Here is a 25,053-nt window from a genome sequence, read left to right on the forward strand (position 1 = left end):
TGATATGCATCAAGTCGCAGACGGATGAGCAGCAACTATAGTTGTGCAACGCCGTGCCTTTTCATTGCTGGAGACTCACTCATGCAAGCCATTCGCAGCATTCTGGTGGTCATCGAACCCGAACACGCGGAAAGCCTGGCGCTCAAGCGCGCCAAGCTGATCGCCGGGGTGACCCAGGCCCATCTGCACCTGCTGGTCTGCGACAAGAAGCACGATCACGCCGGCATGCTCAGCGTGCTCAAGGCCGCGCTGCTGGCGGACGGTTATAGCGTCACCACCGAACAGGCGTGGAACGAGAGCCTGCACGAAACCATCATCGATGTGCAGCAAGCCGAAGGCTGCGGGTTGGTGATCAAACAGCATTTCCCCGACAGCTCGCTGAAAAAGGCCCTGCTGACCCCGGCGGACTGGAAACTGCTGCGCCACTGCCCGACCCCGGTGCTGCTGGTGAAGACCTCGGCCTCCTGGAAAGACCGAGTGATTCTGGTGGCGGTCGATGTGGGCAATGCCGATGGCGAGCACCGCCACCTGCACACCACCCTCATTGATCACGGCTATGACATCGCGAGCCTGGCCAAGGGGCATCTGCACGTCATTACCGCCCATCCGTCACCGATGCTGTCGGCGGCAGACCCGACCTTCCAGCTCAAGGAAACCATCGAGGCGCGTTATCGCGAGCAATGCCGGGCGTTTCAGGCTGAATTCGATGTCGACGACGAGCATTTGCATGTCGAGGAAGGCCCGGCGGATGTGCTGATTCCATTTATGGCGCACAAGCTGCAGGCGGCCGTGACCGTGATTGGCACCGTGGCGCGCACCGGGTTGTCAGGGGCGCTGATCGGCAATACCGCCGAAGTGGTGCTGGATGCGCTGGAGAGTGATGTGCTGGTGCTCAAGCCGCAGGAGGTTGAAGACCATCTGGTGGAGTTGGCGGTGAAACATTAAGCATTGTTGTCATCCTGTGGCGAGCGTGTTCGCCACAGGTAATGCTCACTCGCCCAGCGCATCCTTCAGAAAACCGGGCGCGATGTAGCGCTGATAGTGCGCTTCCGACAGCAGGAAAAATTCCCGATCAATGGCATCGCGCAGTTCCGGCAGGTTCCAGTCGCGAAACTCCGGCAGCAACACCATCCCGTAGGCTTCCAGATTAATGATCACCCGCGCGCCCCGGGCGATCAGCTGATAGGCCCAGCAATATTCCGATTGGTGCGGCACGAAGCGGATCTTGCGCTGTTCCAGTTGCTGGCGCAGCCGCGCCGGGTCGAAGACTTCGACCTTGCTGGCCATCACTTGTGACAGCAATTGCTCAAGACGCAGCCACACCGCGCGTTTTTCTTCCTCGTTGTAACCGTTCCAGTGGATCACTTCGTGGTGGAAACGCTTGCAGCCACGGCACACCAGATCACCGTAAACAGTGGAGCAGAGGCCGACGCAGGGGGTCTTGATGGTCTGATTGGGCATAGAATGGGCAAAACACTTGAAACGCGGAACAGGTCGGCATGTTAGCCCTTTGTCCGGCATTCATCACCCCTCAAACGTCAGGGACAAGTGCTGGATCAAGGTTTGCCCCACCCGTGCACAACGCAACCAAAGTCCAATAGAGCGCGACTTACCTTTAAATTTTTTTTGCCGTAGAATCAGCCAGCCTTTTTAGGCGCCAATGTCCGTTAGAAGCTGTTTTCAAAGCGTCACGAGCACAGTCGTTCCTTCAGAGCGGTGTTGGCGTAAGGTTTTTCCAGCGGGGAAAAGCCATACGCCAACCCTCATCAGCTCCCCGTTCTGCAGGCGTAAAACTTTGAAAGCAGCTTCTGTAAGGAATTGCCGGTAATTCTGGCCGAACGACCCACAACGTCGTGAGGAGCATGAGTACGGCAATTTCGGGATGAGCGTCCCGGACACCCATTTGGGACCACTGATGAGGGTAATAACTGTGCTTGAAGCCTACCGCAAACATATCGAAGAGCGTGCAGCCCTGGGTATCGTTCCCCAGCCGCTTAACGCCGAACAAACTGCAGGCCTGGTCGAGCTGCTGAAGAATCCTCCGGCTGGCGAAGAAGCTTTCCTCGTTGACCTGATCACCAATCGCGTTCCACCAGGAGTGGACGAAGCCGCCTACGTCAAGGCCGGTTTCCTCTCCGCACTGGCCAAGGGCGAAGTCTCCTCCCCTCTGCTGGACAAGAAGCGCGCTGTAGAACTGCTCGGCACCATGCAGGGCGGCTACAACATCGTGACCCTGGTAGACCTGCTGGACAACGCCGAGCTGGCGCCAGTGGCTGCCGAAGAACTCAAGCACACCCTGCTGATGTTCGATGCCTTCCACGACGTGGCTGAAAAAGCCAAGAACGGCAACGTTCACGCCAAGGCCGTGCTGCAATCCTGGGCTGACGGCGAGTGGTTCAAGAAGCGCCCTGTGCTGGCCGACAAGATCAGCCTGCGCGTCTTCAAGGTGACCGGCGAAACCAACACCGACGACCTGTCCCCTGCTCCAGACGCCTGGTCGCGTCCAGACATCCCACTGCACGCCCTGGCCATGCTGAAAATGGCCCGTGACGGCATCGTTCCGGACGAGCAAGGCAAGACCGGCCCGATGAAGCAGATCGAAACCATGCGCGGCGAAGGCTTCCCGATCGCCTACGTCGGTGACGTGGTCGGTACCGGTTCCTCGCGTAAATCCGCGACCAACTCGGTTCTGTGGTTCTTCGGCGACGACATCCCTTACGTGCCGAACAAGCGCGGTGGCGGTTTCTGCTTCGGCAGCAAAATTGCTCCGATCTTCTACAACACCATGGAAGATGCCGGCGCACTGCCAATCGAGTTCGACGTATCGAACATGAACATGGGCGACGTGATCGACCTGTACCCGCACGCTGGCAAAGTCTGCAAGCACGGTACCGACGAAGTCATCACCACCTTCGAAATGAAGACCCCGGTTCTGCTGGACGAAGTCCGCGCCGGCGGCCGTATCCCGCTGATCATCGGCCGTGGCCTGACCGAGAAGGCTCGCGCTGAACTGGGTCTGCCTGCGTTCGACCTGTTCAAGAAGCCGGAAGCTCCGGCCGAAAGCACCAAGGGCTTCACCCTGGCGCAGAAAATGGTCGGCAAGGCTTGCGGTCTGGCAGAAGGCAAAGGCGTTCGTCCTGGCACTTACTGCGAGCCGAAGATGACCACCGTAGGTTCTCAGGACACCACCGGTCCAATGACCCGTGACGAACTGAAAGACCTGGCGTGCCTGGGCTTCTCCGCTGATCTGGTGATGCAGTCCTTCTGCCACACCGCGGCTTATCCAAAGCCGATCGACGTGACTACCCACCACACCCTGCCTGACTTCATCATGACCCGCGGCGGCGTTTCCCTGCGTCCGGGCGACGGCATCATCCACTCGTGGCTGAACCGCATGCTGCTGCCGGACACCGTAGGTACCGGTGGCGACTCGCACACCCGTTTCCCGATGGGCATCTCGTTCCCGGCCGGTTCCGGTCTGGTCGCGTTCGCCGCTGCCACCGGCGTCATGCCGCTGGACATGCCGGAATCGATCCTGGTGCGCTTCAAAGGCAAAATGAAACCTGGCATCACCCTGCGTGACCTGGTTCATGCCATTCCTTACTTCGCTATCCAGAACGGCCTGCTGACCGTCGAGAAGAAAGGCAAGAAAAACGCCTTCTCCGGCCGCATCCTGGAAATCGAAGGCCTGGAAGGTCTGACCCTGGAACAGGCTTTCGAACTGTCCGACGCCTCGGCCGAACGTTCGGCTGCCGGTTGCACCATCAAGCTGTCGAAAGAGTCGATCACCGAGTACCTGAACTCCAACATCACCCTGCTGCGCTGGATGATCGGCGAAGGCTACGGCGATGCGCGTACTCTGGAACGTCGTGCTCAAGCGATGGAAGCCTGGGTTGCCAACCCTGAGCTGATGGAAGCCGATGCCGACGCCGAATACGCCGAAATCATCGAAATCGATCTGGCCGACATCAGCGAGCCTGTACTGTGCGCGCCGAACGACCCGGACGACGCCCGTCTGCTGTCCAGCGTTGCTGGCGAGAAGATCGACGAAGTGTTCATCGGTTCGTGCATGACCAACATCGGTCACTTCCGCGCTGCCGGTAAACTGCTGGATCAGGTCAAGGGTCAGCTGCCAACCCGTCTGTGGCTGTCGCCGCCGACCAAGATGGACGCTCACCAACTGACCGAAGAAGGCTACTACGGCATCTACGGCAAGGCCGGCGCACGCATGGAAATGCCAGGCTGCTCGCTGTGCATGGGTAACCAGGCACGCGTTGAGCCGAACAGCACCGTGGTGTCGACGTCGACCCGTAACTTCCCGAACCGTCTGGGCGACGGCGCGAACGTCTACCTGGCTTCGGCTGAGCTGGCGTCCGTTGCTTCGATCCTGGGTCGCCTGCCGACCGTCGAGGAGTACATGGAATACGCTGGCAAGATCGACAGCATGGCGGCCGACGTTTACCGCTACCTGTCCTTCGACCAGATTGCCGAGTTCCGTGAAGCTGCTGCGAACGCCAACATTCCGGTCGTTCAAGCCTAACGCTGCAACGCAATGAAAAACGCCGCCCATCGCAAGATGTGCGGCGTTTTTTTATACCTCCGGAAACTCATGCATTGAGCTTGAGTGCCTGCTGTACCGCCTCGTCCACACTCAAACCGCTCAGCAGTACCTGCTCGCGTTCCAGTTCTGGCAATTGCGCCAGCACGGTCTGCGCCTCATGTTTGAGGCGCGCCAGAATCAACAGTTTGTCCTCGGCCCGCACCTGCAGGAAGAACGCTTCCAGCGCTTCGATGCTGGTGCCGTCCAGGTCCGGCGATTCTTCCAGACTCAGGATGATCGTGTGCACCGCTGCCGGCGCATGACGGGCCAAGCGCAGCGCGCCGCCGAGAATGCGCTCCACATTGGCGAAAAACAGCGCCTCACTTGGCCGCACAATCAGCACGCCGGGGATTTCCCGGGCATCCGGATGGCGCTGCACGTCGACATAGTCGTGACCACCGCCCATTTGCCCCAGCACCTGGATATCCGCCGATGACATCTGTTTCAGCATCAGCACCACGCTGATCGCTACCGCCAATAGCAAACCGTCGAGCACGCTCAGTACCAACACCGCCGCCACGGCGCAGATCACCAACAAGCGATCGCGGCGCCAGATAAAGTAGCGGCCCAGCGGTTGCAGGCTCAACGCCCGTCCCAAGGCATGGATCACAATAGCGGCCAGCACCGGTTCCGGGGTCAGAGCGATGTACGGCAGCACCGTCAACACGATCAGCAGCACCACTGCCGCCGCGACAATACCGGCCAATCGCGATGTGGCCCCCGCCGCTTCATTGGCCGATGTTGCCGAATACCCCGCTCCGGCCGGCATGCCATGAAACAGCCCCGACAACAGATTGGATGCACCTAGAGCCAACAGATCGCGGTTCGAAGAGACCTTGTCGCCGTGCTTCAGGGCAAACGAGCTGATCGAACCATAAGACTCGGCATACAGAATCATCACCATGGCAAACGCCAGTTCCCCGAGGCGCAGCCAGTCGGCAAACGGCATGTTTGGCAGGCGTGGCACCTCCAGCGCCAGATCGATGACCCCGATCAGTTTCACCCCGTGAGCCGGCAGGTTCAGCCATTGACTGGCGGCAATACCCAGCGCTACGACGATCAGTCCACCCGGCACTCGACGAAACCGCGCGCAGAGCATCAACACCAGCAACGCCACCAGCGCGATCCCGGCACCCGCCACGTTCCATTGCGGCCACTGCTCCAGCAACTGCGGCAGGAAGCGAATCAGGTTGCTGTCCGTCAGGTGAACATCGACGACGCTCGCCACCTGTTTGAGGATGATCGTCACCGCCAGCCCCAAGGCGAACCCGCGTAACACCGGTTTGGCGATGAAAGAAGTCACGCTGCCGAGCTTGAACAGTCCCGCCAGCAGAAACAGCACGCCGGTCATCAACACCAGACCGACCGCCAGGCTCAGGCGCAATGCCGGATCACCACCGGCCAGCGAAGCCGTCGCCGCTGCCAGCACCGCTGCCGAGGATGAGGTGGCCGAAACCACGGCAAACCGACTGGTGCCCATCAGCGCGTAACACAACAACCCGGCAAACAACGCGATCACCCCGGCCTGGGGTGGCAGCGCGGCAATGCTGGAGTAGGCCACCGCCTCGGGCAGCAACAGGCCGGCAATCGACAACCCGGCCAGCAGGTCCTGACTGCGACTTTGCACTTCGGGTCGGGAAGCAGCGCTCAGGGGTTCAGTTGACAATCGGACCCACCCACCCCGGCAGATACCGAGCCTCCTGGCTGCGCGCCAGGTTCATGGCTTTGGTCTGTAATTTTTGGCTCAGATCGTTGATCTGGTCGCTGGCGATGCGGCTGCGAAAGAAGTCCGCCCAGAGGAATTCGCTGTAGGGCGTAGCGTCCTTGGCGTAGCCACCGGCCCGGCGCAAGCGTCCGGCAAGGCTGCGATAAGGATCGTCCTGCAGATCGACTATGGATTTGGGAATGGCTTCGAAGGAGCGCCTGGCACCGCGACCATCATAGGGATGCGCCCACTGGTTGAAGTTCATCACGCTCCAGAACGTCACCGGGTCGACAAAGGAAAGGTCCTTGAGCACCAGCAATGAAGCCTTCTTGACCTCTTCCTCAATCAGCGCAAGACCGAAGTGGTGGTGATCGACGATGTAATAGACGCCTTCAGGCCCGAGCACACTGGGGAACCAGTGATTATCCAGCGCTGCCGCCCGCTCCTTGCGTTTGAGCTTCTTCCATTCCTGACGCTTGTCGGCGACTTCGGCGAGGCCGACCGTGAGCTGGGTGGGATGGAGTTTTTCCAGTTTGGCGCTGATCAGTTGCGGTCGGGCACGGGGCATGGGGCATCTCCGGGAAAAGTGCCTTTCAAGCGTAGCCGTTTATGTCGTGGGATGTGTGCCCTGGATCAGGCACCGGAAGGTCTTGCAAAAACGGGGGCGAATCGCTCGCCCCCGCTTGGTGCTGCTGGTCTGGAATCAGGCCGTCAGCGAGTAGATCAACGCCGAAATCGCCACCAGGCCCACGGCGGTGACAAACACGTTCGACGCCTGGCCACGATAGCGGGCCATTGCCGGCACTTTGCGGATCGCATACATCGGCATCAGGAACAGGATCGCCGCGATGACCGGGCCACCGATGGTCTCGATCATGCCGAGAATGCTCGGGTTCAGGGTCGCCACGATCCAGCACACCACCAGCATGAATGCCGCAACGATGCGATCCAGCGCCTTGGCGCCCGGACGCTTGCCGCTTTTGACGATCAAACCTTTAAGGCCTTCGCTGGCACCGATGTAGTGACCGAGGAACGACTTGGAGATGGCCACGAACGCAATCAACGGCGCTGCGAAAGCGATGGTCGGGTTGCTGAAGTGGTTGGCCAGGTAAGACAGGATCGACAGGTTCTGCGCCTTGGCTTCGGCCAGTTGCTCTGGCGACAGGGTCAGCACGCAGCTGAAGACGAAGAACAGCACCATCACCACCATCAGCAGGTGGGCGCGGGACAGTATCTGCGAGCTGCGCTCGTCGGCGTGAACACCGTAGCGACGCTTCTGGTCCACCGCAAACGCCGAGATGATCGGTGAGTGGTTGAACGAGAACACCATCACCGGAATCGCCAGCCACAGCGTGTGCAGCAGCGCCGACGGCGCCGGCACCTGCGAAGCGGTGGACAGGATGCCGCCGTTCCAGTGCGGAATCAGGTACACGGCGAGGAACAGCAGCGCAACGATGAACGGATACACCATCAGGCTCATCGCCTTGACGATCACTTGCTCGCCGCAGCGAACCACAGCCAGCAGGCCGAGGATCAGCACGAACGACAGCAGCGCGCGCGGTGGCGGCGTGATGTGCAGTTGGTGTTCGAGGAAGCTGGCGACCGTGTTGGTCAGGCCGACGCTGTAGATCAGCAGGATCGGAAAGATCGCGAAGAAGTACAGCAACGTGATCAGCGCACCGGCCTTGATGCCGAAATGCTGCTCCACCACCTCAGTGATGTCGGCGCCTTCGCGACCGGAGAGCACGAAGCGGGTCAGACCGCGGTGTGCGAAGAAGGTCATGGGGAAGGCCAGCAGCGCGAGGATCACCAGCGGCCAGAAGCCACCCAGACCTGCGTTGATCGGCAAAAACAGGGTACCGGCGCCGATGGCCGTCCCAAACAGTCCCAACATCCAGGTAGTGTCATGGCGATTCCAGCTCGACAGTTGCGCTGGTGCTGCCGCTTCAAAGCGTTGTTCGACGCTATTGGCCTGATCATTCATCCGGTCGGATCTCCGCATTCCGGTCACTTGCCACTCGGTCAGGACGCGTCGGAAAAAACCGACAGACATGCTCCGGCCGAAACAGGGGCGCGATTCTCCGCGATAAATGAGCGGAAGCAAAGACTTAGCTGAGGAATGGTTGTGCGGAGCAGATTGAACGGTTGTCGTTTTTGGGAAAAATCATGTCGGCGCCAGATACGCCGGATGTCGTTTTATGGCAAGTACCGGCGCCGAATGTGCCATGGCAAAACCCGATCAAATCGATCGGGCCAATATGAAGCCAAGGAACATGCAAAAGATGCCCAGCCCCAGCAACCCCCAGATCGGGCGCATTTCTTTCTTGTTTTTTATACGTATTTTCTCGGCCCACTCATCGTGTTCCCGCTCCAGTTGTTCCATTCTGGCTTTGGCGTCATAGGTGCTCATGTTGATTTCCTTTTGGGTCATGTGTCTGAAGTTTGCGAAAACGAACGCTCAAAACTTGAAAAAGACGCCCGCTAATGCCGCGCTTGCCGTTAACACGCCGGCCACTACCGCGACTGGATAAAAATACGTCTCCCACTTCAGCTTCTTTTCTTCCGCCAGAAGCTTCTGCCTTTCAGCCACAAGTTTTCGCGTTTCGTTATGCAGCCTGTCGAGTTCCAGGTTTTCACGGTTGTTCTGAAGCATTGGCCTTCCTTGGCTGATGGCAATTTCCGTCCAGACCGCCGCTCCATCCTGAAGAGCGCGTCCTGTCCTGCTCTCTATGGTTTCGTGCTTCACATCTCGCCGTATAGCGGATAAATCCGGCAGCACTCGTAGGCAACATCCGTAAATCCCGCAGGACGGTGCGTCCACTTCCTAACGTTTTTAAACAGCCTCACCGACTGGCATTTTTCGGCTATACCCAATGGCGAACCGACTGACAGCCGCTTCCAGCCCCCTGCCCCAAGGAGCCTTTTCATGCCCCTCGTCCGTGTCGAACTCAAGAAACGTCCCGACCCGACCTTCGCCAAACGCGTCGGCGAGCAGATCTACGCCGCAATGCGCAGCACGATCAATGTCCCGGAGCACGACAACTTCCAGATCCTGGCCGAGCACGATGGCGAGCATTTCATCTTCGATACGCAATACCTGGGGATCCAGCGCAGCGACCAACTGGTGATCATCCAGATCACCCTCAATGAGGGCCGGACGCTGGAGCAGAAAAAAGCGCTGTACCAGACCATCGCCCAGAACCTGAACACGCACCTGTCGATCCGTCTGGAGGATGTGTTCATCAATCTGGTGGAAGTGAAGAAAGAAAACTGGTCATTCGGCAACGGCATCGCCCAGTACGCCAGTTGATGCACCTGTTGACAGCCCGTTGACGCCGCCAGCATGATCGGCCCCATGAACCTTTGCGCGTTGCACCTCACCCGTACCACCACGACCGCCACCGGCGGGTCGTGGTGTTTGCGCCTGAGGTAAATCCAGCGCAGCAAACCCAAGGCCCCGCCAGCAATGGACGGGGCCTTGTTGTTTCTCCCGTCCGTGCGGCACGTTTGGTACCGAAGGAGAAACACCATGTCCGCAGCACTGTTGATCATCGATATGCAGGTCGGCCTGTTCCAGGGTCAGGAAGAACCCCACGACGGCGAACGTATGCTCGCCAACATCCAGCACTTGATCGCCCAGGCACGCCAACGGCAAGTGCCGATCTTTGCCGTGCGCCACACCGGGCCGGTTGGCTCGCCGATTGCCGCCGGCAGTGCGTTCTGGCAGTTATTGCCAGCGTTTGAACTGGACGCCGCAAACGCCACCTTCATCGACAAATCCCGCCCCAATGCCTTCCACGGCACAGATCTGGCTCAACAACTCAACGCCGCGAAAATCGAAGATCTGTACATCGTCGGCATGAAAACCCAGTTCTGCATCGACAGCACCTGCCGCGCCGCTGCCGATCTGGGCTTCAAACCATTGCTGGTAGCCGATGCCCACACTTGCATGGACACACCCGCACTACCGGCCCAGGCGATCATCGAGCACCACAACGCAACCCTCGGCGCGGCGTTCGCGCGGTTGATCAACACTGCCGACGTTGCCTTCTGACGAAGCGCCCGCGCGCTCCCCGTATCAGCTCCTACACTGGCTGGTGCGGGGCAGTGCCGGCCATTGCCAAACCGCTCTGGAATCAGCACTCTGACACGACTTTCGCGACCGACACGCCGACGATCACAGGAGCCGAGCAATGCCCGCCACCGTTCTGGTACTGGTTGAAACCATCAATGACTACCTGCCCATTCTCGAACGACAGGGCTTTCACCTGATCCTCGCCCCGACACCCGCCGAACGCGCCCAGGCCATTGCCACCCACGGCGCACGCATCGACGCGGTGCTGACCCGTGGCCCGCTGGGGTTGTACGCCGAAGAAATCGCCGCGTTGCCCGCGCTGAAAATCATCTGCGTGATCGGCGCCGGCTACGAACAGGTGGACCTGCAAGCCGCCAGCAACCGGGGCCTGACCGTCACCAACGGCGCCGGCGTCAACGCCTCGTCGGTGGCCGACCATGCCATGGCGTTGCTGCTGTCGCTGGTGCGCGACATTCCGCGCTGTGACGCGGCCGTGCGTCGTGGCGAATGGCCGAAGATCATGCGCCCGTCCCTGGCGGGCAAGCGGCTGGGGATTCTCGGCCTCGGCGCGGTGGGAATGGCCATCGCCAAACGGGCAAACCTGGGTTTCGACATGGAGATCAGCTACCACAACCGCCAGGTGCGCAACGACGTGCCCTACGCCTTCTGCTCGACCCCCACCGAACTGGCGCGAGCCTCGGACTTTCTGGTGGTGGCGACGCCCGGCGGCATCGGCAGCCAGCATCTGGTGACCCGTCCCGTGCTGGACGCACTGGGGCCCAAAGGCTTTATCGTCAACATCGCCCGCGCCAGCGTGATCGCCACGGCGGACCTGATCACGGCACTTGAGCAACGGCGAATCGCCGGCGCCGCACTGGATGTGTTCGACCACGAACCCCGGGTGCCGGACGCACTGAAAACCCTGAGCAACGTGATTCTCACCCCGCACGTCGCCGGGCTGTCACCGGAAGCCACCCAGGGCACCGTGGAGCTGGTGGGGAAAAACCTGGTGGCGTTCTTTGCCGGGGAGCCGGTGCTGACACCGCTGACACTGCCGCCGAAGCAAAACAACCAGCGCGTGCACTAAAGCACGCCGAGCAACGTCCACAGCCGCCGCGATTCGGCGTCGGCCGAGATCAACTCGCCGAGCAGTTCGCTCAACGGCTTGTTGCCCCACTCCACCCCGCGCCGGATCAGGTATGGCACGGGGCTGTGAGGTTCGGTGCGGGCCAGGTATTCGGCGATCAGCAGCAATTGCCGATAGGCTTCTTCGCGGTTCGCCGGCTCACGAAAGACCTGCGCCGCCACGGGCGCTTCATCGACCGGCTGCGCCTCCACCACGGGGGCTTCGACAGGGGCGACCGGCGCCGGTTTTTGTGGGTGCATGGCGATGAACTCCTGAACCAGTTTCAGCAGCGCTTGAATGATCTCCTGCAAGGGCTGCAAACCCGGCCCCTGATCGCCCAGATACGTATCGCTCCAGGCGTTCAGACGCTGCAGGTGTTGCTGGCTCAGCAGCAGGTTGCCCTGTTGGCGCAGCCAGAATGCCAATGGCGTGGCGCGCACCTGATCGCTGAGTTTCTTCTGTTCATTGCGTGCGGTTTCCGCCGAGGCCTTGGCATTCTTGCTGTCGTTGACCTGCACCTGCTGCACCTGCAAACGGCGCCAGGTTTCCAGGTTGTATGCCTCGAAATCGCTGTTGTGCGAGCCGAACAGCGGCACCCGGGTCAGCAGCACCTCACTGTACCGACGCACCAGCCACTCCAGCGGAATCACCCGCCACGACTGATCACCCTCCTCGGCCTGCGGGTGCAACTGTTCGGGATAGCGCTCACACAATCCGGCGATCAGCGCCAGGCTGCCGGGCAATCCGTCCAATCCTTGAAGGTGCAGCCAGGCCTCGCCGAGCCAGGCGCTGAGCATCAGGTCCTTGCTGCGTTCGATCAGCAACGTCGTGGTGAGTTTTTCCACTTCCGGCCAGTTCGCCTGTTTCAGCGTCGATTGCCAGACCCCGGTCGGCAGGCTCGCATCGTCCTCGCGACGCAGGTCGCGCAATTGATCGAACTCGCGTTCGTAACGCAGATCCGCACCACACGGCGCGTCGGCGCTGATCGGTGCGAGCAACTGATCGATCAGGTCCGGCATGGTTGCAGATGGCAGGCTCACAGGCCCTCCTCGCGGGATTCAATGGCGGCGGTGGTGCCCGTTGCCTGAAACGGCGAGCGCGGCGCCCGGGTCGGCAACGGTGGAATCGACAATGGCAGCTTCGAGCCCTGGCTCATCAACGACAGACGCACGAACATCCGGGTGAACTCCGTGGTGACACTGTCGTTGAGCGCGGTGACCGGCAGGCGTAGGGTCAGCGGAAAGTCCGTGTAATCCATACTCGGCTGTCGCTGGACCGAGAAGTGCGCGCGCATCAACCGCAGCAACGACCATGGCCCGCCGTACTCCCAGCCCGCCTCCATGTCCCGCACCACCAGGTTCGGTTGCAGCGGATCGTTGACCGGGCGCTCGCGACCGTTGCGCGCCCAGCGCAGGGTCAGGCGGATCGGCTGGCCGACCATCCAGCGCAGGTTCGTCTGCTCGGCGGCGGGATAGCTGATCTGCTGACTGCCAGCCAGCAAGCCCCCGGCGATCACCTGATCGGCACCGCGCTCATCGTCGCGATCGGTGCGCCAGCGAACGTCCATCTCGACACCGAGAATGCCGCTCTTGTCGCGTACGAACAGCGGGGTCAGCCACAGGCTCGCCTGCTTCAAACGGTTGAGAAAATCTTCCGCCGCCAGTCGTTCCGGGGTCTGACTCAGCACCAGCCCGGCCTGGGCGACCGGCAGGCGTTTGTCGATGATTTCCAGAAAATGCTGCACCCGCGCGGGGTCCGCATCCTGCGCCTGCAAACCGTTGGCAAACGGGAAGCGATCGGCCAGGTACTGATTGAAATAGTTGGCCAGTTCATTCCACGCCGCTGCTGCCTGTTGCTGTTGCAGGTACTGGCAACGCTGCATGGCCGACTGTTGCAATTCCACCGCACGCATTGCCAGAGTGCCGCGCCCGCCCGCCAGATTGGCGGTCTGCAACACCTGCACGCAGGAGCCGGTGTCCATCTCGATGAAATCGCGGCTGACCAATTGCTCGATCTGCGCCGGCGAACTGGCCGGGTTCGAATCCTTGTACTTGAGCAGTTCGTCGTTGAGCGCGCTGAACTGGGTCACCCGTTCGTAATCCAGCGCCGACAGATTGCCCTGCTGGGTCATCAGCCACTGCAACGCCGATGTGCGCCGCTCGGTGATGCCGAGCATGGTGTTGAATTGCTGCTTGAGGCTCAGCTTCAAGTCCTGCACATCGCTGGCGCCGTACAGCTGCAAGCCGAGGTTTTTCGAGCCGTCCCACTGGCTGATTTCAGTCCGTCCGCCGAACAGCGGTTGTGCGGTGATTTCATCCAGACCGTTGATGATCTGCGCCATGGCCCGACGGTTCAACGCACCTTGCAGACGCGCCGCCAGATCGCTGCGATGGACTTCAACAAACGCCTTCTGCAAAGCCATGGCCTGCTCGGCCTGCACATTGAACACCGCATAGGGATGCGTCTGGTCGTTGTGATCTTTCAGGCTCAGCCACATGGCCTGCGCCGCCGCGCCTTCAGCCGCTTGCAGCAGCGCACCGCGATAAGCCGGGGGAATGCGCGGCAGTTCTTCGGCGACATAACTCTTGTAGCTGGCGAAATAGTTGAGCGAGGTGTTGAGATCGTCGCCATCGACGGTCTGGCCTTGCAGGTTGACGTTGTCTTCGGTGGCGCGCATGGCGATGGACACGAAGTCGCGCTTGAACAGCGCCTGCACCGCGTTATTGAGCTTCACCACCTGATCCTGCAACGCCAGTTGCCCGCTGCCCTGCTGCACCAACAAGTTGCCGCGCGAACCGACCTGAGCGATCCACTGATCACGGAAACTCTGCTGCAACTTGCCCGCCTGGGCGTCGAGTTGTTGCTCGACCGCCGGCCCGAGCAACGTGCTCTTGCGCACCTTGTCGAGAAATTCGCGGTAGCCCGGCACCAGTTCCTGGCCCTTGCCGCGACTCCAGGTCGAATTGGTCAGGGCGATCGCCGCTTGCAGGTCATCGATCAGCGCGCGCAGGTCTTCCAGCTCGCTGAGGCTGTTGCCACTCCCGGCCTCAAGCTGTTCCAGGTGCAGCTTGAGGTAGCCGGCCTTGCTGACAAAGTTGTCGGCGAGGAAATACTGATCGAGCCAGCGCTCCATCAGCCCGTTGAAGTTGCTGACGATCAGCGGCCGCTCGACACTCAGATCCAGCGCCTGCAAATCACCATTGTCCCCTGCCGCCAACAGCCGGTTGTAATAAGCGGCGTGGGGCACCGTCGCCGCGTTGAGGTTGAGCGACAGCGCGTTGTTGCTCAGTTGCACCAGATCGTCCAGCGGTGCCCGCTGATTGTTCTGCACCTCAGCGAACAACTGGTTCTGCTGCTCCAGGCGCAGCGCCCGGTCCACCAGGTCCGTGGCCTTCTGGTAGTTCTGCCACTGGGCCGGGTCTTCGCTTTCGACGCTGTTGCGCCGATCAGTGGTGCGGATCGCCTTGAGCTTCGTCAACTCCGCCACCAGCAACGCATGCAGCGGCTGAACCATATGACGCTGGGCAGCCTGGAACACCGCCCGTTCGATCTTCACGTCCACAGAGGAAATCCACGAAGACGGAAACGCCAGCGACACGTAGTGCCAGTGCGGCGCTTTTTCCAGTACCCGCCAGAAGCTCTGCACGTTGCGCCGGGTCGGCTCGACGCGGTGCGCCTCGTCGGTGACCGTGACGTAGCTCTTGTGCGCGCCTTGCATCAGCCGCGCCAGTTCATGGGCGTCCTTGACCGACTGGTTCCACACCCAGAACATCGCCAGCGCCCAGACGACCCCGACCACCAGCGCCACGCCGGCCGTCAGCCGTTGCCAACGCTGACGCAGGCGCAACAGCCGTGGCACCCCTTGCGCCAGACCACGCTCACCGACCAGGCGCTGGCGCCACAACTGACGCATGAACACACTGCGCTGCAAGCCGCTGTCATCGGCGCTGAACCCGTCGAGCGCATCCTCGCAGGGTTGATTGGCGCTGAAATACACACCACGAAAACACGGTGCCTCGCCCTGCGCGTTGCCCTGAAACACCGGCTCAAGCACGTTTTGCAGACCCCGTCGCAGCGTTTCGAGACGCTCCGGCAAGGCATACAGGTCAGCACTCAAATGCCCGGACAAGGTGCCGAGTTCAATCACTGCTTCGGCGACGGCGCGGTGCAGGCGATCCAGCGCCTGATCACTCCACTGCCCCTGCCACACCGCATCCCGCGCAAACGGCGATGACCAGCCCAGGGTGCGTTCGCGTGCCTCATCAGGCAGCGCACTGATCAGGTCCTGAAACCCCGGCAGTTCCTCAAGCCCGGTGACGATCACGTACACCGGTACACTCAGGCCAAAGCGCTGCAGCAGATCGATGAAGCGTCGGCGCGCCGCAAGCCCCAACTGCGTCGCCTGTTCCAGATTGCCGAGGCGACTGACCGGCACGGTCCAAATCACCCCGTCGAGCGGACGCTTGCTGCGCAGGCGCAGGATCAGCCCGAGCAGTCGCCACCAGCCGCCACGTTGCAGATGCATGCCGTCTTCCGGCAGAAACAAGCCTTGGGGCACCACCAGCACCGCACCTTCCGGGTCCGACCACCAACGGCCGAACCAGGCCGGTTTGTCGGTGGGTTGCAGGCGCCACTCAGTCACCAGTTGCGTGCCCTGGACCTCATCACCGAGCATCAGCAACCATGGCAACTGATAGCGATCGTGAGTGCCCTGCTCTTGCTCCATGTGCCGCACCGCAAGATAGAAGCTGCGGATCGCCGCGCCGCTTCGAGTGCGCAGCCACCACACCGCCACACCGACGATCACCAGCAGCAACAGCACCGCGACCACCCACGCGACGATCGACAAGGTACTCATGAGTCTTGCTCCGGCGCCGCCATCGAGTCGGTGGTTTGCAGCACTGGCTCCAGTTCGGAACGAATGTCACTCCACAAGAACTGGCCGACCCCGGTCAGCAACAGCACCATCGCCAGAATGCCCAACGCCAGACGAAAACCGTCCGGCAACGCCGTGCGCACCGGCAGTTGCAGGGGTGCGACCAGCGACGGCTGGACCAGTCGTTCGCTGACATCGTCGTAACTGGCCTCGTCCTGCCAGGCAAAGGTGAACAGCGCCAGCCGCCACTTTTCCAATTGCGCCTGACTGTGCTCGCCACGCAGACGCCCATGGAAACCGAGGATCAGACATTGCAGATAGACGTTGGCGAGGTCACGGGTGGTGGGTTGTTGTTCATCGAGAAGGGTTTGAATCGCCGCCGGCACTTGCTCACCCGCCTGACGGCTGGAATACAGGCGCGACTCCAGCGGTTTGTCTTGCCAGGCGCCCTGGCCCGGCCATGGGCTGAACAGCAGGGTTTCATCGACCAGCGCAACGAAGGCGTACACCAGCGCCTTGACCTGTTCGGTCGCCGAGTCGCCGACCCGCGAAAACGCCGTACGCCACAAGCGCTGTGAAGCCTGGGTGGACAGCTCGACCACGGTTTCGACCAGCGCCGCATCGTCCTCGATGTCCTTGGGCAATTGAGTCCAGTCCAGTTGCCATTGCTGCCACGTCTGACGGAACGCGCTGCTCAACGGTGCGTCCTGCAACCCAAGGCTTGCGGCACTTCCTTGCGACATACGGCGTTCCTTGTGTGATCAGGCACTTTCACTGTTCTGGGCGACAAACAGCACCACTTGCCACGGACTGCTGGTCAGCCGGGTGGCCGGCGCGGCGATCATCAGCGGCAACTGCGCGTCAAACCAGTTGCCTTCGGCCGTCACCACAAACAGTCGGGTGTCGTCGCCGACGCTGTAGGCCACTTGTTCGTTGCGGCTCATGGCCTGGTGTGTCAGGCCGCTCATGCGCTGGCGGCTGAGCAAGGCGATGTGTGGCGCCGAGGCGATGATCGCACCGCGCAGCCACTCGCCGGCCGCCTGCTCGCTGGCACCGTTGGGCATGCGCAGGCCGATGACCAGCCGCTGACTGGGTTGCTCGTCCGGCAACTGAATGGAAAAGCTGTGTTCACTGCGTTCGAAAGCGATGCTGCGGTAACCGGCGCGGATCAATTCCAGCGTGGTTTCCAGCCAGTCCAGCAGCGGTTCGTATCCGCGCTGCAACTCGAAAAAGTCCAGCGGCGCGAACGACGGCACGCCCGCCAGCGGATCCAGCGCCGACCACGCGCCGGCCAGCCCCAGCAACTGCACGTACAAACCCTGCGGATGGGCAATGCGACTGTTCAGCGAACCTTCGACTTCCGGCAGCCGCGTCCATAACGCGGTCAGTTGGCGGCGGATCTCCAGCGCATCGTCCTGATTGCCGGACTGTTGTGCCTGACGCAGACGCCCGCCAAGGAACAGGCATTTCTCCCGGGCTCGCGCGCAGAGCCCGGCAATGCGCCGACCCAGCGGCGACTCCGGTAACAGGACCGGCGTCGGCGGTGTATAGGGCAACGGCAGGAAACCGCCGCCCTCCTTGCGGATTTTCAGCAGTGGCAGGCAGATCGAATCGGCCTTGTTCAGTTGCGTGCACAGACGCGGGTTGGGTCGCCACACCGTGATCGATTCGGGGAATTCGCCGCTGGTGAGATCCGGCAGCGCCTCGCCGACCACCGACTGCAATCGCCCCTTGAGCGGCAACAGTTGACCGGCGCGCCACAGCGGACTGATCGCCAGGTAAACGGTGACGGTCGCATCGTCGGTTTCGTTGATCGACGGGCCGACATCCAGCTCCAGCAACGGCCCGACTCCCGCCTGCAGATTGACCGGCAAACCGTCCGGCATCGTCCCTTGCAACGACAGCACCCGCACCACCCCGGCACTCATCGCCGAAGGGTCGAACTCCATGTGGCCGACACCAAAGAACCACGGGTTGCACGCCTGGGCCAGATGCGCGCCGAGCGCCTCGGCCCGCAGGCCCTGCAACTGAAAATGCTGTGGCAGCAATTGCATGCCTTCATGCCAGCAGACCGCGTCAGGTAGCAGACTCATACGACTCCCTTCGACTGCACCGCAAACCGGCGGCGGACGGTGTTTTTCAGTTTTCCTTGCTGACCAGGCTCATCTCGCGGCTGTCGAACTTGAGCCAGGCATCGCTCTGATCGTCCAGCCGCAAGCGGTGCGCTCCGGGTGTGTTATAGCTGGCGAAGACTAAAAGTCCAGCCGCCCGCTTGCCCCCCAGCGGGAAGGGTTGGCGGTCGATGAATTGCCCCGGCACCAGCTCCAGTCCCCACACGCTCATCAACTGACGATAGTCGCGCTGGTACTGCTCGCGCCCGGCGAACCACTGCTGGGCGCTGATGCCCGACAGTTGCTTGAGCAGATCCGGATCGTTGACCGCGATGAAATCCACGGCGATCGGTGTGTCGTCATTGGCCTTGGGCGCGACGTCGAGGGTCAGGCTGTCGAGGTCGACTTTCGGCCCGAAGAACGAACAGCCCGCGAGCAGCGCAAACCCGAGTGTTAGAAAAAGTCGTGCAGACAAAATGAATTTTCCTTTTCGCGAGACAGTCCAAAAATGTTTTTCGCTTGCATTTTTATAGACCTGTTCTAGCGTCTTGGGTAGTTCGGTTCCTACAGCCGAATGTGGAAGGTTTGTCAAAGGAACGACAGGTCATCTGCCTCCCTTTCTAACCTGTGGTCCAGCAAGGGAAAGCGATGAACGGGCCTCCCCGATGCATTGCGCCCGCTCATCGCATCGGAGTCCGCCGACATGGCAGAAAGTACCCAGCACAAGCTCGACCGGGTTCGCCCGCCTCGAGTGCAAATCACCTATGACGTCGAAATCGGCAACGCCATCGAGAAAAAGGAATTGCCGCTGGTCGTCGGGATCCTGGCCGACCTCTCGGGAAAACCGCTCGAACCATTGGCAAAACTGACTGAGCGACGTTTCACCGAAATCGACCGCGACAACTTCAACGAAGTGCTCGCCTCCATCGGCCCCCGTGCCACGCTGCAAGTCAACAACACCCTCAGCGGCGATGACAGCAAGCTGAACATCGAACTCAACTTCAAACACATCGACGATTTCGACCCGGTCAAGGTGGTGGAGCAAGTCACCCCGCTGCGCCGCCTGTTCGAAGCCCGTCAGCGCCTGCGCGATCTGCTGACCAAACTCGACGGCAACGATGATCTGGACAAGCTGTTGCGCGATGTCATCGCCAACACCGAAGGCTTGCAAGAGATCAAATCGGCCCGCCCGGACACCGCTACCCCGGCAGCTGATGCCGAGGCTCCGGCCGAACCGCAAGCCTGATCGTCCACCTGACCGAGGAAGAATTCGCCATGCCCGCCGCCGCCCAGAATCAAGCCAGCGAAAATGCTGCTGCCGAGACTTTATCCCTGCTTGACCGGATCATCGCCGAGGGCCGCATGGCCCATGACGACAGCCAGCAGGACTACGCCCGCGACATGCTCGCGGAATTCGCCACCCAGGTACTCGACGAAGGCATGGCCATCGACAAGGACACTGTGGCGATGATCAACGACCGTATCAGCCAGATCGACGAGCTGATCAGCGCCCAGCTCAACGAAGTGCTGCATCACCCGGACCTGCAAAAACTCGAAGCGTCCTGGCGCGGCCTGCACATGCTGGTGCAGAACACCGAAACCAGCACCCGGTTGAAACTGCGTCTGCTCAACGTGACGCAGAAAGAGCTGCAGAACGACCTGGAAAAAGCCGTCGAATTCGACCAGAGCGCGTTGTTCAAAAAGATCTACGAAGAGGAATACGGCACCTTCGGTGGCCATCCGTTCAGCCTGCTGGTGGGTGATTACACCTTCGGCCGCCACCCGCAGGACATCGGCCTGCTGGAGAAACTGTCGAACGTCGCTGCAGCCGCCCACGCCCCGTTCATCGCTGCCGCCAGCCCGCGTCTGTTCGACATGAACAGCTTCACCGAACTGGCTGTACCGCGTGATCTGTCGAAAGTGTTCGAGAGCCAGGAGCTGATCAAGTGGCGCTCGTTCCGTGAGAGCGAAGACTCGCGCTACGTCTCGTTGGTGCTGCCGCACTTTCTGCTGCGCCTGCCTTACGGCCCGGACACTTCGCCGGTGGAAGGCATCAACTACGTCGAAGACACCAACGGCACCGACCACAGCAAATACCTGTGGGGCAACGCCGCGTGGGCGCTGTCGCAACGCATCACCGAAGCCTTTGCCAAGTACGGCTGGTGCGCGGCGATCCGTGGTGCTGAAGGTGGCGGCGCGGTCGAAGGCCTGCCGGCGCACACCTTCCGCACCAGCTCCGGCGACCTGTCGCTCAAATGCCCGACCGAAGTGGCGATCACCGACCGTCGTGAGAAGGAACTCAACGACCTCGGTTTCATCGCCCTGTGCCACAAGAAGAACAGCGACATCGCGGTGTTCTTCGGCGGCCAGACCACCAACAAGTCCAAGGTCTACAACACCAACGAGGCCAACGCCAACGCGCGAATCTCGGCGATGTTGCCGTACGTGCTCGCGGCCTCGCGTTTCGCCCATTACCTGAAGGTGATCATGCGCGACAAGGTCGGCAGTTTCATGACCCGCGACAACGTGCAGACCTACCTCAACAACTGGATCGCCGACTACGTGCTGATCAACGACAACGCGCCGCAGGAGATCAAGGCGCAGTACCCGCTGCGCGAAGCACGGGTGGACGTCACCGAAGTCGCCGGCAAACCCGGTGCCTATCGCGCGACCGTGTTCCTGCGGCCGCACTTCCAGCTGGAAGAACTGACGGCATCGATCCGCCTGGTCGCCACGCTGCCGCCTCCGGTAGCCGCCTGACCCGCATACGCCCGCAGGATGTTCCTGCGGGCGCTCCCCTGTTTGTCTAGCGCGACACCTTTCAGGAGTTTCAAGCGATGGATGCAATCATTCTCGACCTCGGCGGCGACATCAAAGGCGACAGCCTGCTCGAGGGTTACAAGGACAAGATCGAAGTCATGTCCTACAGCCACAACGTGGCGATGCAGGTGACCAACGACGTCAGCAACTCGGAGCGCACCTCCGGCCGCCCACACATCGGCGAGTTCACCCTGACCAAATTCGTCGACAGCTCGACGCCCTCCCTCAACGAATACTGCTGCGCCGGCAAACCGATCCCGGAAGCCAAGATCACCATCGGCCGCAACGCCGCCGAAGGCAGCGGGCAACTGATGCCGTTCATCATCTACACCCTGACCAACGTGGTGCTGTCCAACGTCAGCGTCAGCGGCGGTACCGGTGGCAAACCGGTGGAAACCATTTCCCTGAACTTCACCAAGATCAAATGGGAACTCACGGCGCAAAAAGACGACGGCACCAAGGAAGGCACCGCCGGCACGGTCTGGGACCTGGCGGCCAACAAGGCCAGCAAGTAACCGGACGCCCTCGCCATGGCTGGCACCGGCATACGCGCACCGCTGTTCGAACGCCTCGCCTGGAGCGAGGCCGACGAGCCGCCGGAGTTCGATCGGCAGGATTTGCTCGACTCGGTGCACACCGAGCTCGGGCGCCTGTTCAACACCCGCCGTGGCCCGCGCACATTGACGGTGCCCCCCAGCGTGATCGACTACGGCATCGCCGACTGGAGCGCTCTGCAACAGCAGCGCAGCGATGACCGCCGTCGTCTGGCGCGGGACATTCGTGAGGCCATCACCCATTTCGAACCGCGCCTGCTGCTGGGCGAGGTTCAGGTCAATCCCCTCCCCGATCAGCCACAGCGATTGAGCATCCGTCTGCTCGGCGAGTTGCGCAGCGGCTCGCAGCACTGGCCGGTGGCCTTTGTCATCGAGCCCGGCAACGAAGGGCTGGAGGTGCGCCATGAGCGACTCGATTGACCCGCAACTGCTCGACTATTACCAACGCGAACTGACCTGGTTGCGTCACGCCGGCAGCCAGTTTGCCGAACGCTATCCGAAAGTCGCGCGGCGGCTGGAACTGTCTCCCGGTGAATGCCCGGATCCGCACGTCGAGCGATTGCTCGAAGGCTTCGCCCTGCTCGCGGCGCGCCTGCAACGGCGTCTGGATGACGACTACGCAGAGTTCAGCGATGCCTTGCTGGAGCAGCTCTATCCCTTGGCCGTGCGCCCGCTGCCGTCCTGCGCCATCGTGCAGTTCGAACCTGATCCGAGCAAAGGCAAACTCGACGGCGGCTATCCCCTGCCCCGGGACACGCCGCTGTTCGTCACCACCAGCAAGGGCGAAAGCATTCACTTTCGCACCAGTGCCGCCGTGCGGCTGTGGCCGATCGAAGTGACTGAAGCGCTGCTGCTTGGCAGCGACGAAGCCCAGGCACTGACCGGCGTGGCGCAGTCCCGTTCGGCCTTGCGCCTGAGCCTGCGTTGCCTGGGCGAAAGCCAATGGTCCGAGCTGGAGATCGAAAGTTTACGCATTCACCTCGCCGCCTCGCCCGTGATCAATGCCGGTCTCTATGACCTGCTCGGCGCCCATGCGGTTCAGGTACTTGCAGGCTCGCCGGGGAGTATTCCGGCGAAGGTGAAGGGACTGCCGCAGATCGTCGGGTTCGCTGACGACGAAGTGCTGCTGCCGGACGAGGACGGCGTACACCCGGGCATGCGTCTGTTGGCGGAATACTTTGCCTTCCCGGAAAAATTCCACTTCTTCGACTTGCCGCTTGCCGGCGTTTCCAGCGACAGCCAGACGCTCTACCTCTACATCGTTTTCGACCGTGCGCCGGCCGGCCGACTGCACTTGCAGGCCAGCGACATCGCACTGGGCTGTGCGCCGGTGATCAATCTGTTCCCGCGAACCTCCGAGCCGTTGCGCCCCGACGGCACACGCAGCGAGTACCGACTGGTCGCCGACAGCCACCGGGAAAACAGCGTCGAAATCCACAGCATCCGAGGCATGCGCGCCAGTTCCAGTGCCGGCGTGCAACGCCTGCCCGCCTATTACGGCAGCCAGCACAGCGGTGGTAATCAACAGCGTTACTGGCATGCGCGGCGAGTCAGTGGCCAGTCGCCGAACCGGCTCGGCAGCGATCTTTTGGTCAGCGTCGTCGACACCCGTTTTGAACCGCAAACCGATCTGCCCGACTACAGCCTCACGGCCGAACTGCTGTGCACCAACCGGCATCTGGCCCAGAGTCTGCCGGCCGGTACGCCGCTGGGATTCGAACGGCCGGGCCCGGTAGCGTGGGCACGCCTGCGCAATCCGCCGAGCCCGCAGAGTCTGCCGCGACTGGACGGCGATTCGCGCTGGCGGCTGGTGTCGCAACTGACCCTCAATCACCTGTCGCTGGTCGAAGGGCCACAGGCGCTGGACGCACTGAAGGAAATTCTTCATCTGCATAACCTGCGCGATGAAGCCAGCGCCCTGCGCCAGATCGAAGGCTTGCTGAGCCTCGCTTGCGAACGGGTGATCGGCCACGTCGGTGCCGATGCCTGGCGCGGCTGGCGCAACGGACTTGAAGTGCAGTTGCAGCTTGATCCGCAGCATTTCGTCGGCAGCAGCGCGGTGCTGTTCTCGGCGGTGCTCGCGCAATTCTTTTCGGTGTACGCCACGGCCAATCGCTTTGTGCGCACGGTGCTCATGCAGGCTGACAAGGAGGTCAAGGCATGGCAACCCCAAGCCGGCATGCCCCTGTCGCTCTGACACTGGGCCAGCGACTGCGCCGCGATCCGCAGGCATTCGAATGGTTGCAGGCGTTGCTGTTGCTGGAGCGCGAACAGCCGCAGGCCGATTCCCTCGGCTCGGGTACCTCGCCGCAGGCCGAAGCGTTGAAATTGCGCGGGCCGTTGACGCCCGTGTTCGCCGCTAGCCAGATCGAAAGCCTTGAGGAAAAACCGGGCGAACCGCTGACCCTGAACACACCGATGTTCGGCCTCGGCGGCCCCGACGGCCCGTTGCCTTACGCCTATCAGGAATGGCTGCAACAACGGGCCCGGGCCAAGGATCACGCGCCCGCCGAGTTCCTCGACCTGTTCCAGCATCGGTTGCTCAGCCTGCTCTACAAGGTGATGCGCAAACACCGGATCGCCCTCGGCTTTACCACGCCCGGCGCTTCGCCGGTGCAGGCGCAATTGCGGGCGCTGACCGGGTTGCTGCCCAAGTCGTTGCAGGAACGCCAGGCGATTCCCGACTGCGCCGTTCTGGCCTGCACGGCGTTGTACGCCGATGGCCGCCGGTCGCTGGCGGGGTTCGCAGCCATTGTCCGCGAGCAATTTGCCGTGCCGGTGGAGCTGAGCGCCTATGAAGGCGCATGGCGTGAGATTCCGGCCGCCAGCCGCAGCGTCATGAAGGCCGGCGGACGCAATCTGCAACTCGGTCGCACTGCGGTCGCCGGCACTCGGGTCTGGGATGAACACGCCGGAATTCGCCTGACGCTCGGCCCCTTATCCTCGGCGCAGGCCGGGCGCTTTTTGCCGGACGGCGAGGCGCACCCGGCACTGGCCAGCCTGGCAGCGCTGTATTTCGGCCCGGATCTGGACGTGAAACTGGTGATGCTGGTACGCGGCGCCGGACCGATGAAACTCGGTCGCCAGACCCCGGCGTTGTTGAGCTGGAACGGCGGTTTGCAGCGTCAGGCCAGCCTTGCAGTACAACGGATCGAAACCCGTCTTCGTCAGCTGGAGATCACCTGA

The 25,053-nt window shown here is 61.8% G+C and carries 22 protein-coding genes; 11 read left to right on the top strand and 11 right to left on the bottom strand.

Annotation, left to right across the window (positions count from 1 at the left end; all coding sequences use genetic code 11):
• Window positions 1–81 precede the first annotated feature (81 nt).
• On the top strand, window positions 82–945 hold the full coding sequence (locus tag AC3WRD_RS15945; RefSeq protein WP_096820201.1) for a universal stress protein: 864 nt from the start codon (window positions 82–84) through the stop codon (window positions 943–945).
• A 45-nt stretch (window positions 946–990) separates the two neighbouring features.
• On the opposite strand, the gene AC3WRD_RS15950 is transcribed toward AC3WRD_RS15945, so the two are convergent.
• The gene (locus AC3WRD_RS15950) at window positions 991–1,461 is read right to left on the bottom strand and encodes a DUF1289 domain-containing protein (protein ID WP_085711613.1); all 471 of its coding nucleotides are present in this window, start codon (window positions 1,459–1,461) and stop codon (window positions 991–993) included.
• Between the two features lie 469 nt (window positions 1,462–1,930).
• Between AC3WRD_RS15950 and acnB the strand changes: the two genes are divergently transcribed.
• A complete protein-coding gene (acnB, locus tag AC3WRD_RS15955; RefSeq protein WP_096820202.1) occupies window positions 1,931–4,540 on the top strand; it encodes a bifunctional aconitate hydratase 2/2-methylisocitrate dehydratase in 2,610 nt (869 codons plus the stop codon).
• A gap of 67 nt (window positions 4,541–4,607) precedes the next feature.
• On the opposite strand, the gene AC3WRD_RS15960 is transcribed toward acnB, so the two are convergent.
• The 5 genes from AC3WRD_RS15960 to AC3WRD_RS15980 all read right to left on the bottom strand — a co-directional run bounded on the left by AC3WRD_RS15960 (window position 4,608) and on the right by AC3WRD_RS15980 (window position 8,958).
• Window positions 4,608–6,266 carry a SulP family inorganic anion transporter gene (locus tag AC3WRD_RS15960; protein ID WP_256580617.1) on the bottom strand — a complete coding sequence of 553 codons (1,659 nt, stop codon included), beginning with the start codon at window positions 6,264–6,266 and terminating at the stop codon, window positions 4,608–4,610.
• Complete coding sequence (locus AC3WRD_RS15965) at window positions 6,256–6,873, bottom strand: ParB-like protein (protein ID WP_102622077.1); 618 nt, start codon at window positions 6,871–6,873, stop codon at window positions 6,256–6,258. The genes AC3WRD_RS15960 and AC3WRD_RS15965 overlap by 11 nt, the downstream gene beginning before the upstream one ends.
• Before the next feature lie 135 nt (window positions 6,874–7,008).
• Window positions 7,009–8,289, bottom strand: coding sequence for an HAAAP family serine/threonine permease (locus tag AC3WRD_RS15970; protein WP_096820204.1), 1,281 nt, complete (start codon window positions 8,287–8,289; stop codon window positions 7,009–7,011).
• Between the two features lie 255 nt (window positions 8,290–8,544).
• The gene (locus AC3WRD_RS15975; protein WP_173861353.1) at window positions 8,545–8,715 is read right to left on the bottom strand and encodes a hypothetical protein; all 171 of its coding nucleotides are present in this window, start codon (window positions 8,713–8,715) and stop codon (window positions 8,545–8,547) included.
• Between the two features lie 48 nt (window positions 8,716–8,763).
• Entirely contained in the window at window positions 8,764–8,958 is a 195-nt protein-coding gene (locus AC3WRD_RS15980) for a hypothetical protein (RefSeq protein WP_064597508.1), read from the bottom strand.
• Window positions 8,959–9,231: 273 nt separating this feature from the next.
• Between AC3WRD_RS15980 and AC3WRD_RS15985 the strand changes: the two genes are divergently transcribed.
• The 3 genes from AC3WRD_RS15985 to AC3WRD_RS15995 all read left to right on the top strand — a co-directional run bounded on the left by AC3WRD_RS15985 (window position 9,232) and on the right by AC3WRD_RS15995 (window position 11,467).
• Entirely contained in the window at window positions 9,232–9,615 is a 384-nt protein-coding gene (locus tag AC3WRD_RS15985) for a tautomerase family protein (RefSeq protein ID WP_096820206.1), read from the top strand.
• A 219-nt stretch (window positions 9,616–9,834) separates the two neighbouring features.
• A complete protein-coding gene (locus AC3WRD_RS15990; RefSeq protein ID WP_102622078.1) occupies window positions 9,835–10,359 on the top strand; it encodes a cysteine hydrolase family protein in 525 nt (174 codons plus the stop codon).
• A 139-nt stretch (window positions 10,360–10,498) separates the two neighbouring features.
• The gene (locus AC3WRD_RS15995) at window positions 10,499–11,467 is read left to right on the top strand and encodes a 2-hydroxyacid dehydrogenase (RefSeq protein WP_102622079.1); all 969 of its coding nucleotides are present in this window, start codon (window positions 10,499–10,501) and stop codon (window positions 11,465–11,467) included.
• Here the strand turns inward: AC3WRD_RS15995 and tssA are convergent.
• From tssA to AC3WRD_RS16020, 5 genes are read right to left on the bottom strand one after another with little or no spacing between them, the layout of a single operon-like run.
• Entirely contained in the window at window positions 11,464–12,546 is a 1,083-nt protein-coding gene (gene tssA / locus AC3WRD_RS16000) for a type VI secretion system protein TssA (protein WP_102622080.1), read from the bottom strand. The two genes, AC3WRD_RS15995 and tssA, sit on opposite strands and share 4 nt — an antisense overlap.
• Complete coding sequence (locus AC3WRD_RS16005) at window positions 12,543–16,364, bottom strand: type VI secretion system protein (RefSeq protein WP_102622081.1); 3,822 nt, start codon at window positions 16,362–16,364, stop codon at window positions 12,543–12,545. Before AC3WRD_RS16005 ends, tssA begins: the two co-directional genes overlap by 4 nt.
• Window positions 16,361–17,125 carry a DotU/TssL family secretion system protein gene (locus AC3WRD_RS16010; protein WP_096820211.1) on the bottom strand — a complete coding sequence of 255 codons (765 nt, stop codon included), beginning with the start codon at window positions 17,123–17,125 and terminating at the stop codon, window positions 16,361–16,363. The genes AC3WRD_RS16005 and AC3WRD_RS16010 overlap by 4 nt, the downstream gene beginning before the upstream one ends.
• Before the next feature lie 18 nt (window positions 17,126–17,143).
• Window positions 17,144–18,475 (bottom strand): type VI secretion system baseplate subunit TssK, encoded by a 1,332-nt coding sequence (gene tssK, locus AC3WRD_RS16015; protein ID WP_102622082.1) that lies wholly within the window; start codon window positions 18,473–18,475, stop codon window positions 17,144–17,146.
• Between the two features lie 46 nt (window positions 18,476–18,521).
• Window positions 18,522–18,968: a type VI secretion protein gene (locus tag AC3WRD_RS16020; protein WP_096820236.1), complete on the bottom strand. Its 447-nt coding sequence runs from the start codon at window positions 18,966–18,968 to the stop codon at window positions 18,522–18,524.
• 228 nt (window positions 18,969–19,196) lie between these two features.
• Between AC3WRD_RS16020 and tssB the strand changes: the two genes are divergently transcribed.
• From tssB to tssG, 6 genes are all read left to right on the top strand, one after another.
• A complete protein-coding gene (tssB, locus tag AC3WRD_RS16025) occupies window positions 19,197–19,739 on the top strand; it encodes a type VI secretion system contractile sheath small subunit (protein WP_064117633.1) in 543 nt (180 codons plus the stop codon).
• 29 nt (window positions 19,740–19,768) lie between these two features.
• Window positions 19,769–21,253: a type VI secretion system contractile sheath large subunit gene (gene tssC / locus AC3WRD_RS16030; protein WP_039767165.1), complete on the top strand. Its 1,485-nt coding sequence runs from the start codon at window positions 19,769–19,771 to the stop codon at window positions 21,251–21,253.
• Window positions 21,254–21,330: 77 nt separating this feature from the next.
• Complete coding sequence (locus AC3WRD_RS16035; protein WP_102622083.1) at window positions 21,331–21,828, top strand: Hcp family type VI secretion system effector; 498 nt, start codon at window positions 21,331–21,333, stop codon at window positions 21,826–21,828.
• Between the two features lie 15 nt (window positions 21,829–21,843).
• Window positions 21,844–22,287, top strand: a complete 444-nt coding sequence (gene tssE, locus AC3WRD_RS16040; protein WP_102622084.1) for a type VI secretion system baseplate subunit TssE — start codon at window positions 21,844–21,846, stop codon at window positions 22,285–22,287.
• Window positions 22,271–24,064 carry a type VI secretion system baseplate subunit TssF gene (tssF, locus tag AC3WRD_RS16045; protein WP_102622085.1) on the top strand — a complete coding sequence of 598 codons (1,794 nt, stop codon included), beginning with the start codon at window positions 22,271–22,273 and terminating at the stop codon, window positions 24,062–24,064. The genes tssE and tssF overlap by 17 nt, the downstream gene beginning before the upstream one ends.
• Window positions 24,028–25,053 (top strand): type VI secretion system baseplate subunit TssG, encoded by a 1,026-nt coding sequence (gene tssG / locus AC3WRD_RS16050; protein ID WP_102622086.1) that lies wholly within the window; start codon window positions 24,028–24,030, stop codon window positions 25,051–25,053. The genes tssF and tssG overlap by 37 nt, the downstream gene beginning before the upstream one ends.

The organism is Pseudomonas sp. FW215-R2, from assembly GCF_058789255.1.

Excerpts from the sequence above, each read along its gene's own strand:
- AC3WRD_RS15990 (WP_102622078.1), top strand. The coding sequence starts at position 9,835 with ATGTCCGCAGCACTGTTGATCATCGATATGCAGGTCGGCCTGTTCCAG.
- tssF (WP_102622085.1), top strand. The coding sequence starts at position 22,271 with ATGAGCGACTCGATTGACCCGCAACTGCTCGACTATTACCAACGCGAA.
- tssE (WP_102622084.1), top strand. The coding sequence starts at position 21,844 with ATGGCTGGCACCGGCATACGCGCACCGCTGTTCGAACGCCTCGCCTGG.
- AC3WRD_RS15975 (WP_173861353.1), bottom strand. The coding sequence starts at position 8,715 with ATGAGCACCTATGACGCCAAAGCCAGAATGGAACAACTGGAGCGGGAA.
- AC3WRD_RS16035 (WP_102622083.1), top strand. The coding sequence starts at position 21,331 with ATGGATGCAATCATTCTCGACCTCGGCGGCGACATCAAAGGCGACAGC.
- AC3WRD_RS15980 (WP_064597508.1), bottom strand. The coding sequence starts at position 8,958 with ATGCTTCAGAACAACCGTGAAAACCTGGAACTCGACAGGCTGCATAAC.
- AC3WRD_RS16010 (WP_096820211.1), bottom strand. The coding sequence starts at position 17,125 with ATGTCGCAAGGAAGTGCCGCAAGCCTTGGGTTGCAGGACGCACCGTTG.
- tssK (WP_102622082.1), bottom strand. The coding sequence starts at position 18,475 with ATGAGTCTGCTACCTGACGCGGTCTGCTGGCATGAAGGCATGCAATTG.
- tssG (WP_102622086.1), top strand. The coding sequence starts at position 24,028 with ATGGCAACCCCAAGCCGGCATGCCCCTGTCGCTCTGACACTGGGCCAG.
- tssC (WP_039767165.1), top strand. The coding sequence starts at position 19,769 with ATGCCCGCCGCCGCCCAGAATCAAGCCAGCGAAAATGCTGCTGCCGAG.
- AC3WRD_RS15965 (WP_102622077.1), bottom strand. The coding sequence starts at position 6,873 with ATGCCCCGTGCCCGACCGCAACTGATCAGCGCCAAACTGGAAAAACTC.
- AC3WRD_RS15970 (WP_096820204.1), bottom strand. The coding sequence starts at position 8,289 with ATGAATGATCAGGCCAATAGCGTCGAACAACGCTTTGAAGCGGCAGCA.
- AC3WRD_RS15950 (WP_085711613.1), bottom strand. The coding sequence starts at position 1,461 with ATGCCCAATCAGACCATCAAGACCCCCTGCGTCGGCCTCTGCTCCACT.
- AC3WRD_RS15995 (WP_102622079.1), top strand. The coding sequence starts at position 10,499 with ATGCCCGCCACCGTTCTGGTACTGGTTGAAACCATCAATGACTACCTG.
- AC3WRD_RS16005 (WP_102622081.1), bottom strand. The coding sequence starts at position 16,364 with ATGAGTACCTTGTCGATCGTCGCGTGGGTGGTCGCGGTGCTGTTGCTG.
- AC3WRD_RS15985 (WP_096820206.1), top strand. The coding sequence starts at position 9,232 with ATGCCCCTCGTCCGTGTCGAACTCAAGAAACGTCCCGACCCGACCTTC.
- tssB (WP_064117633.1), top strand. The coding sequence starts at position 19,197 with ATGGCAGAAAGTACCCAGCACAAGCTCGACCGGGTTCGCCCGCCTCGA.
- AC3WRD_RS15945 (WP_096820201.1), top strand. The coding sequence starts at position 82 with ATGCAAGCCATTCGCAGCATTCTGGTGGTCATCGAACCCGAACACGCG.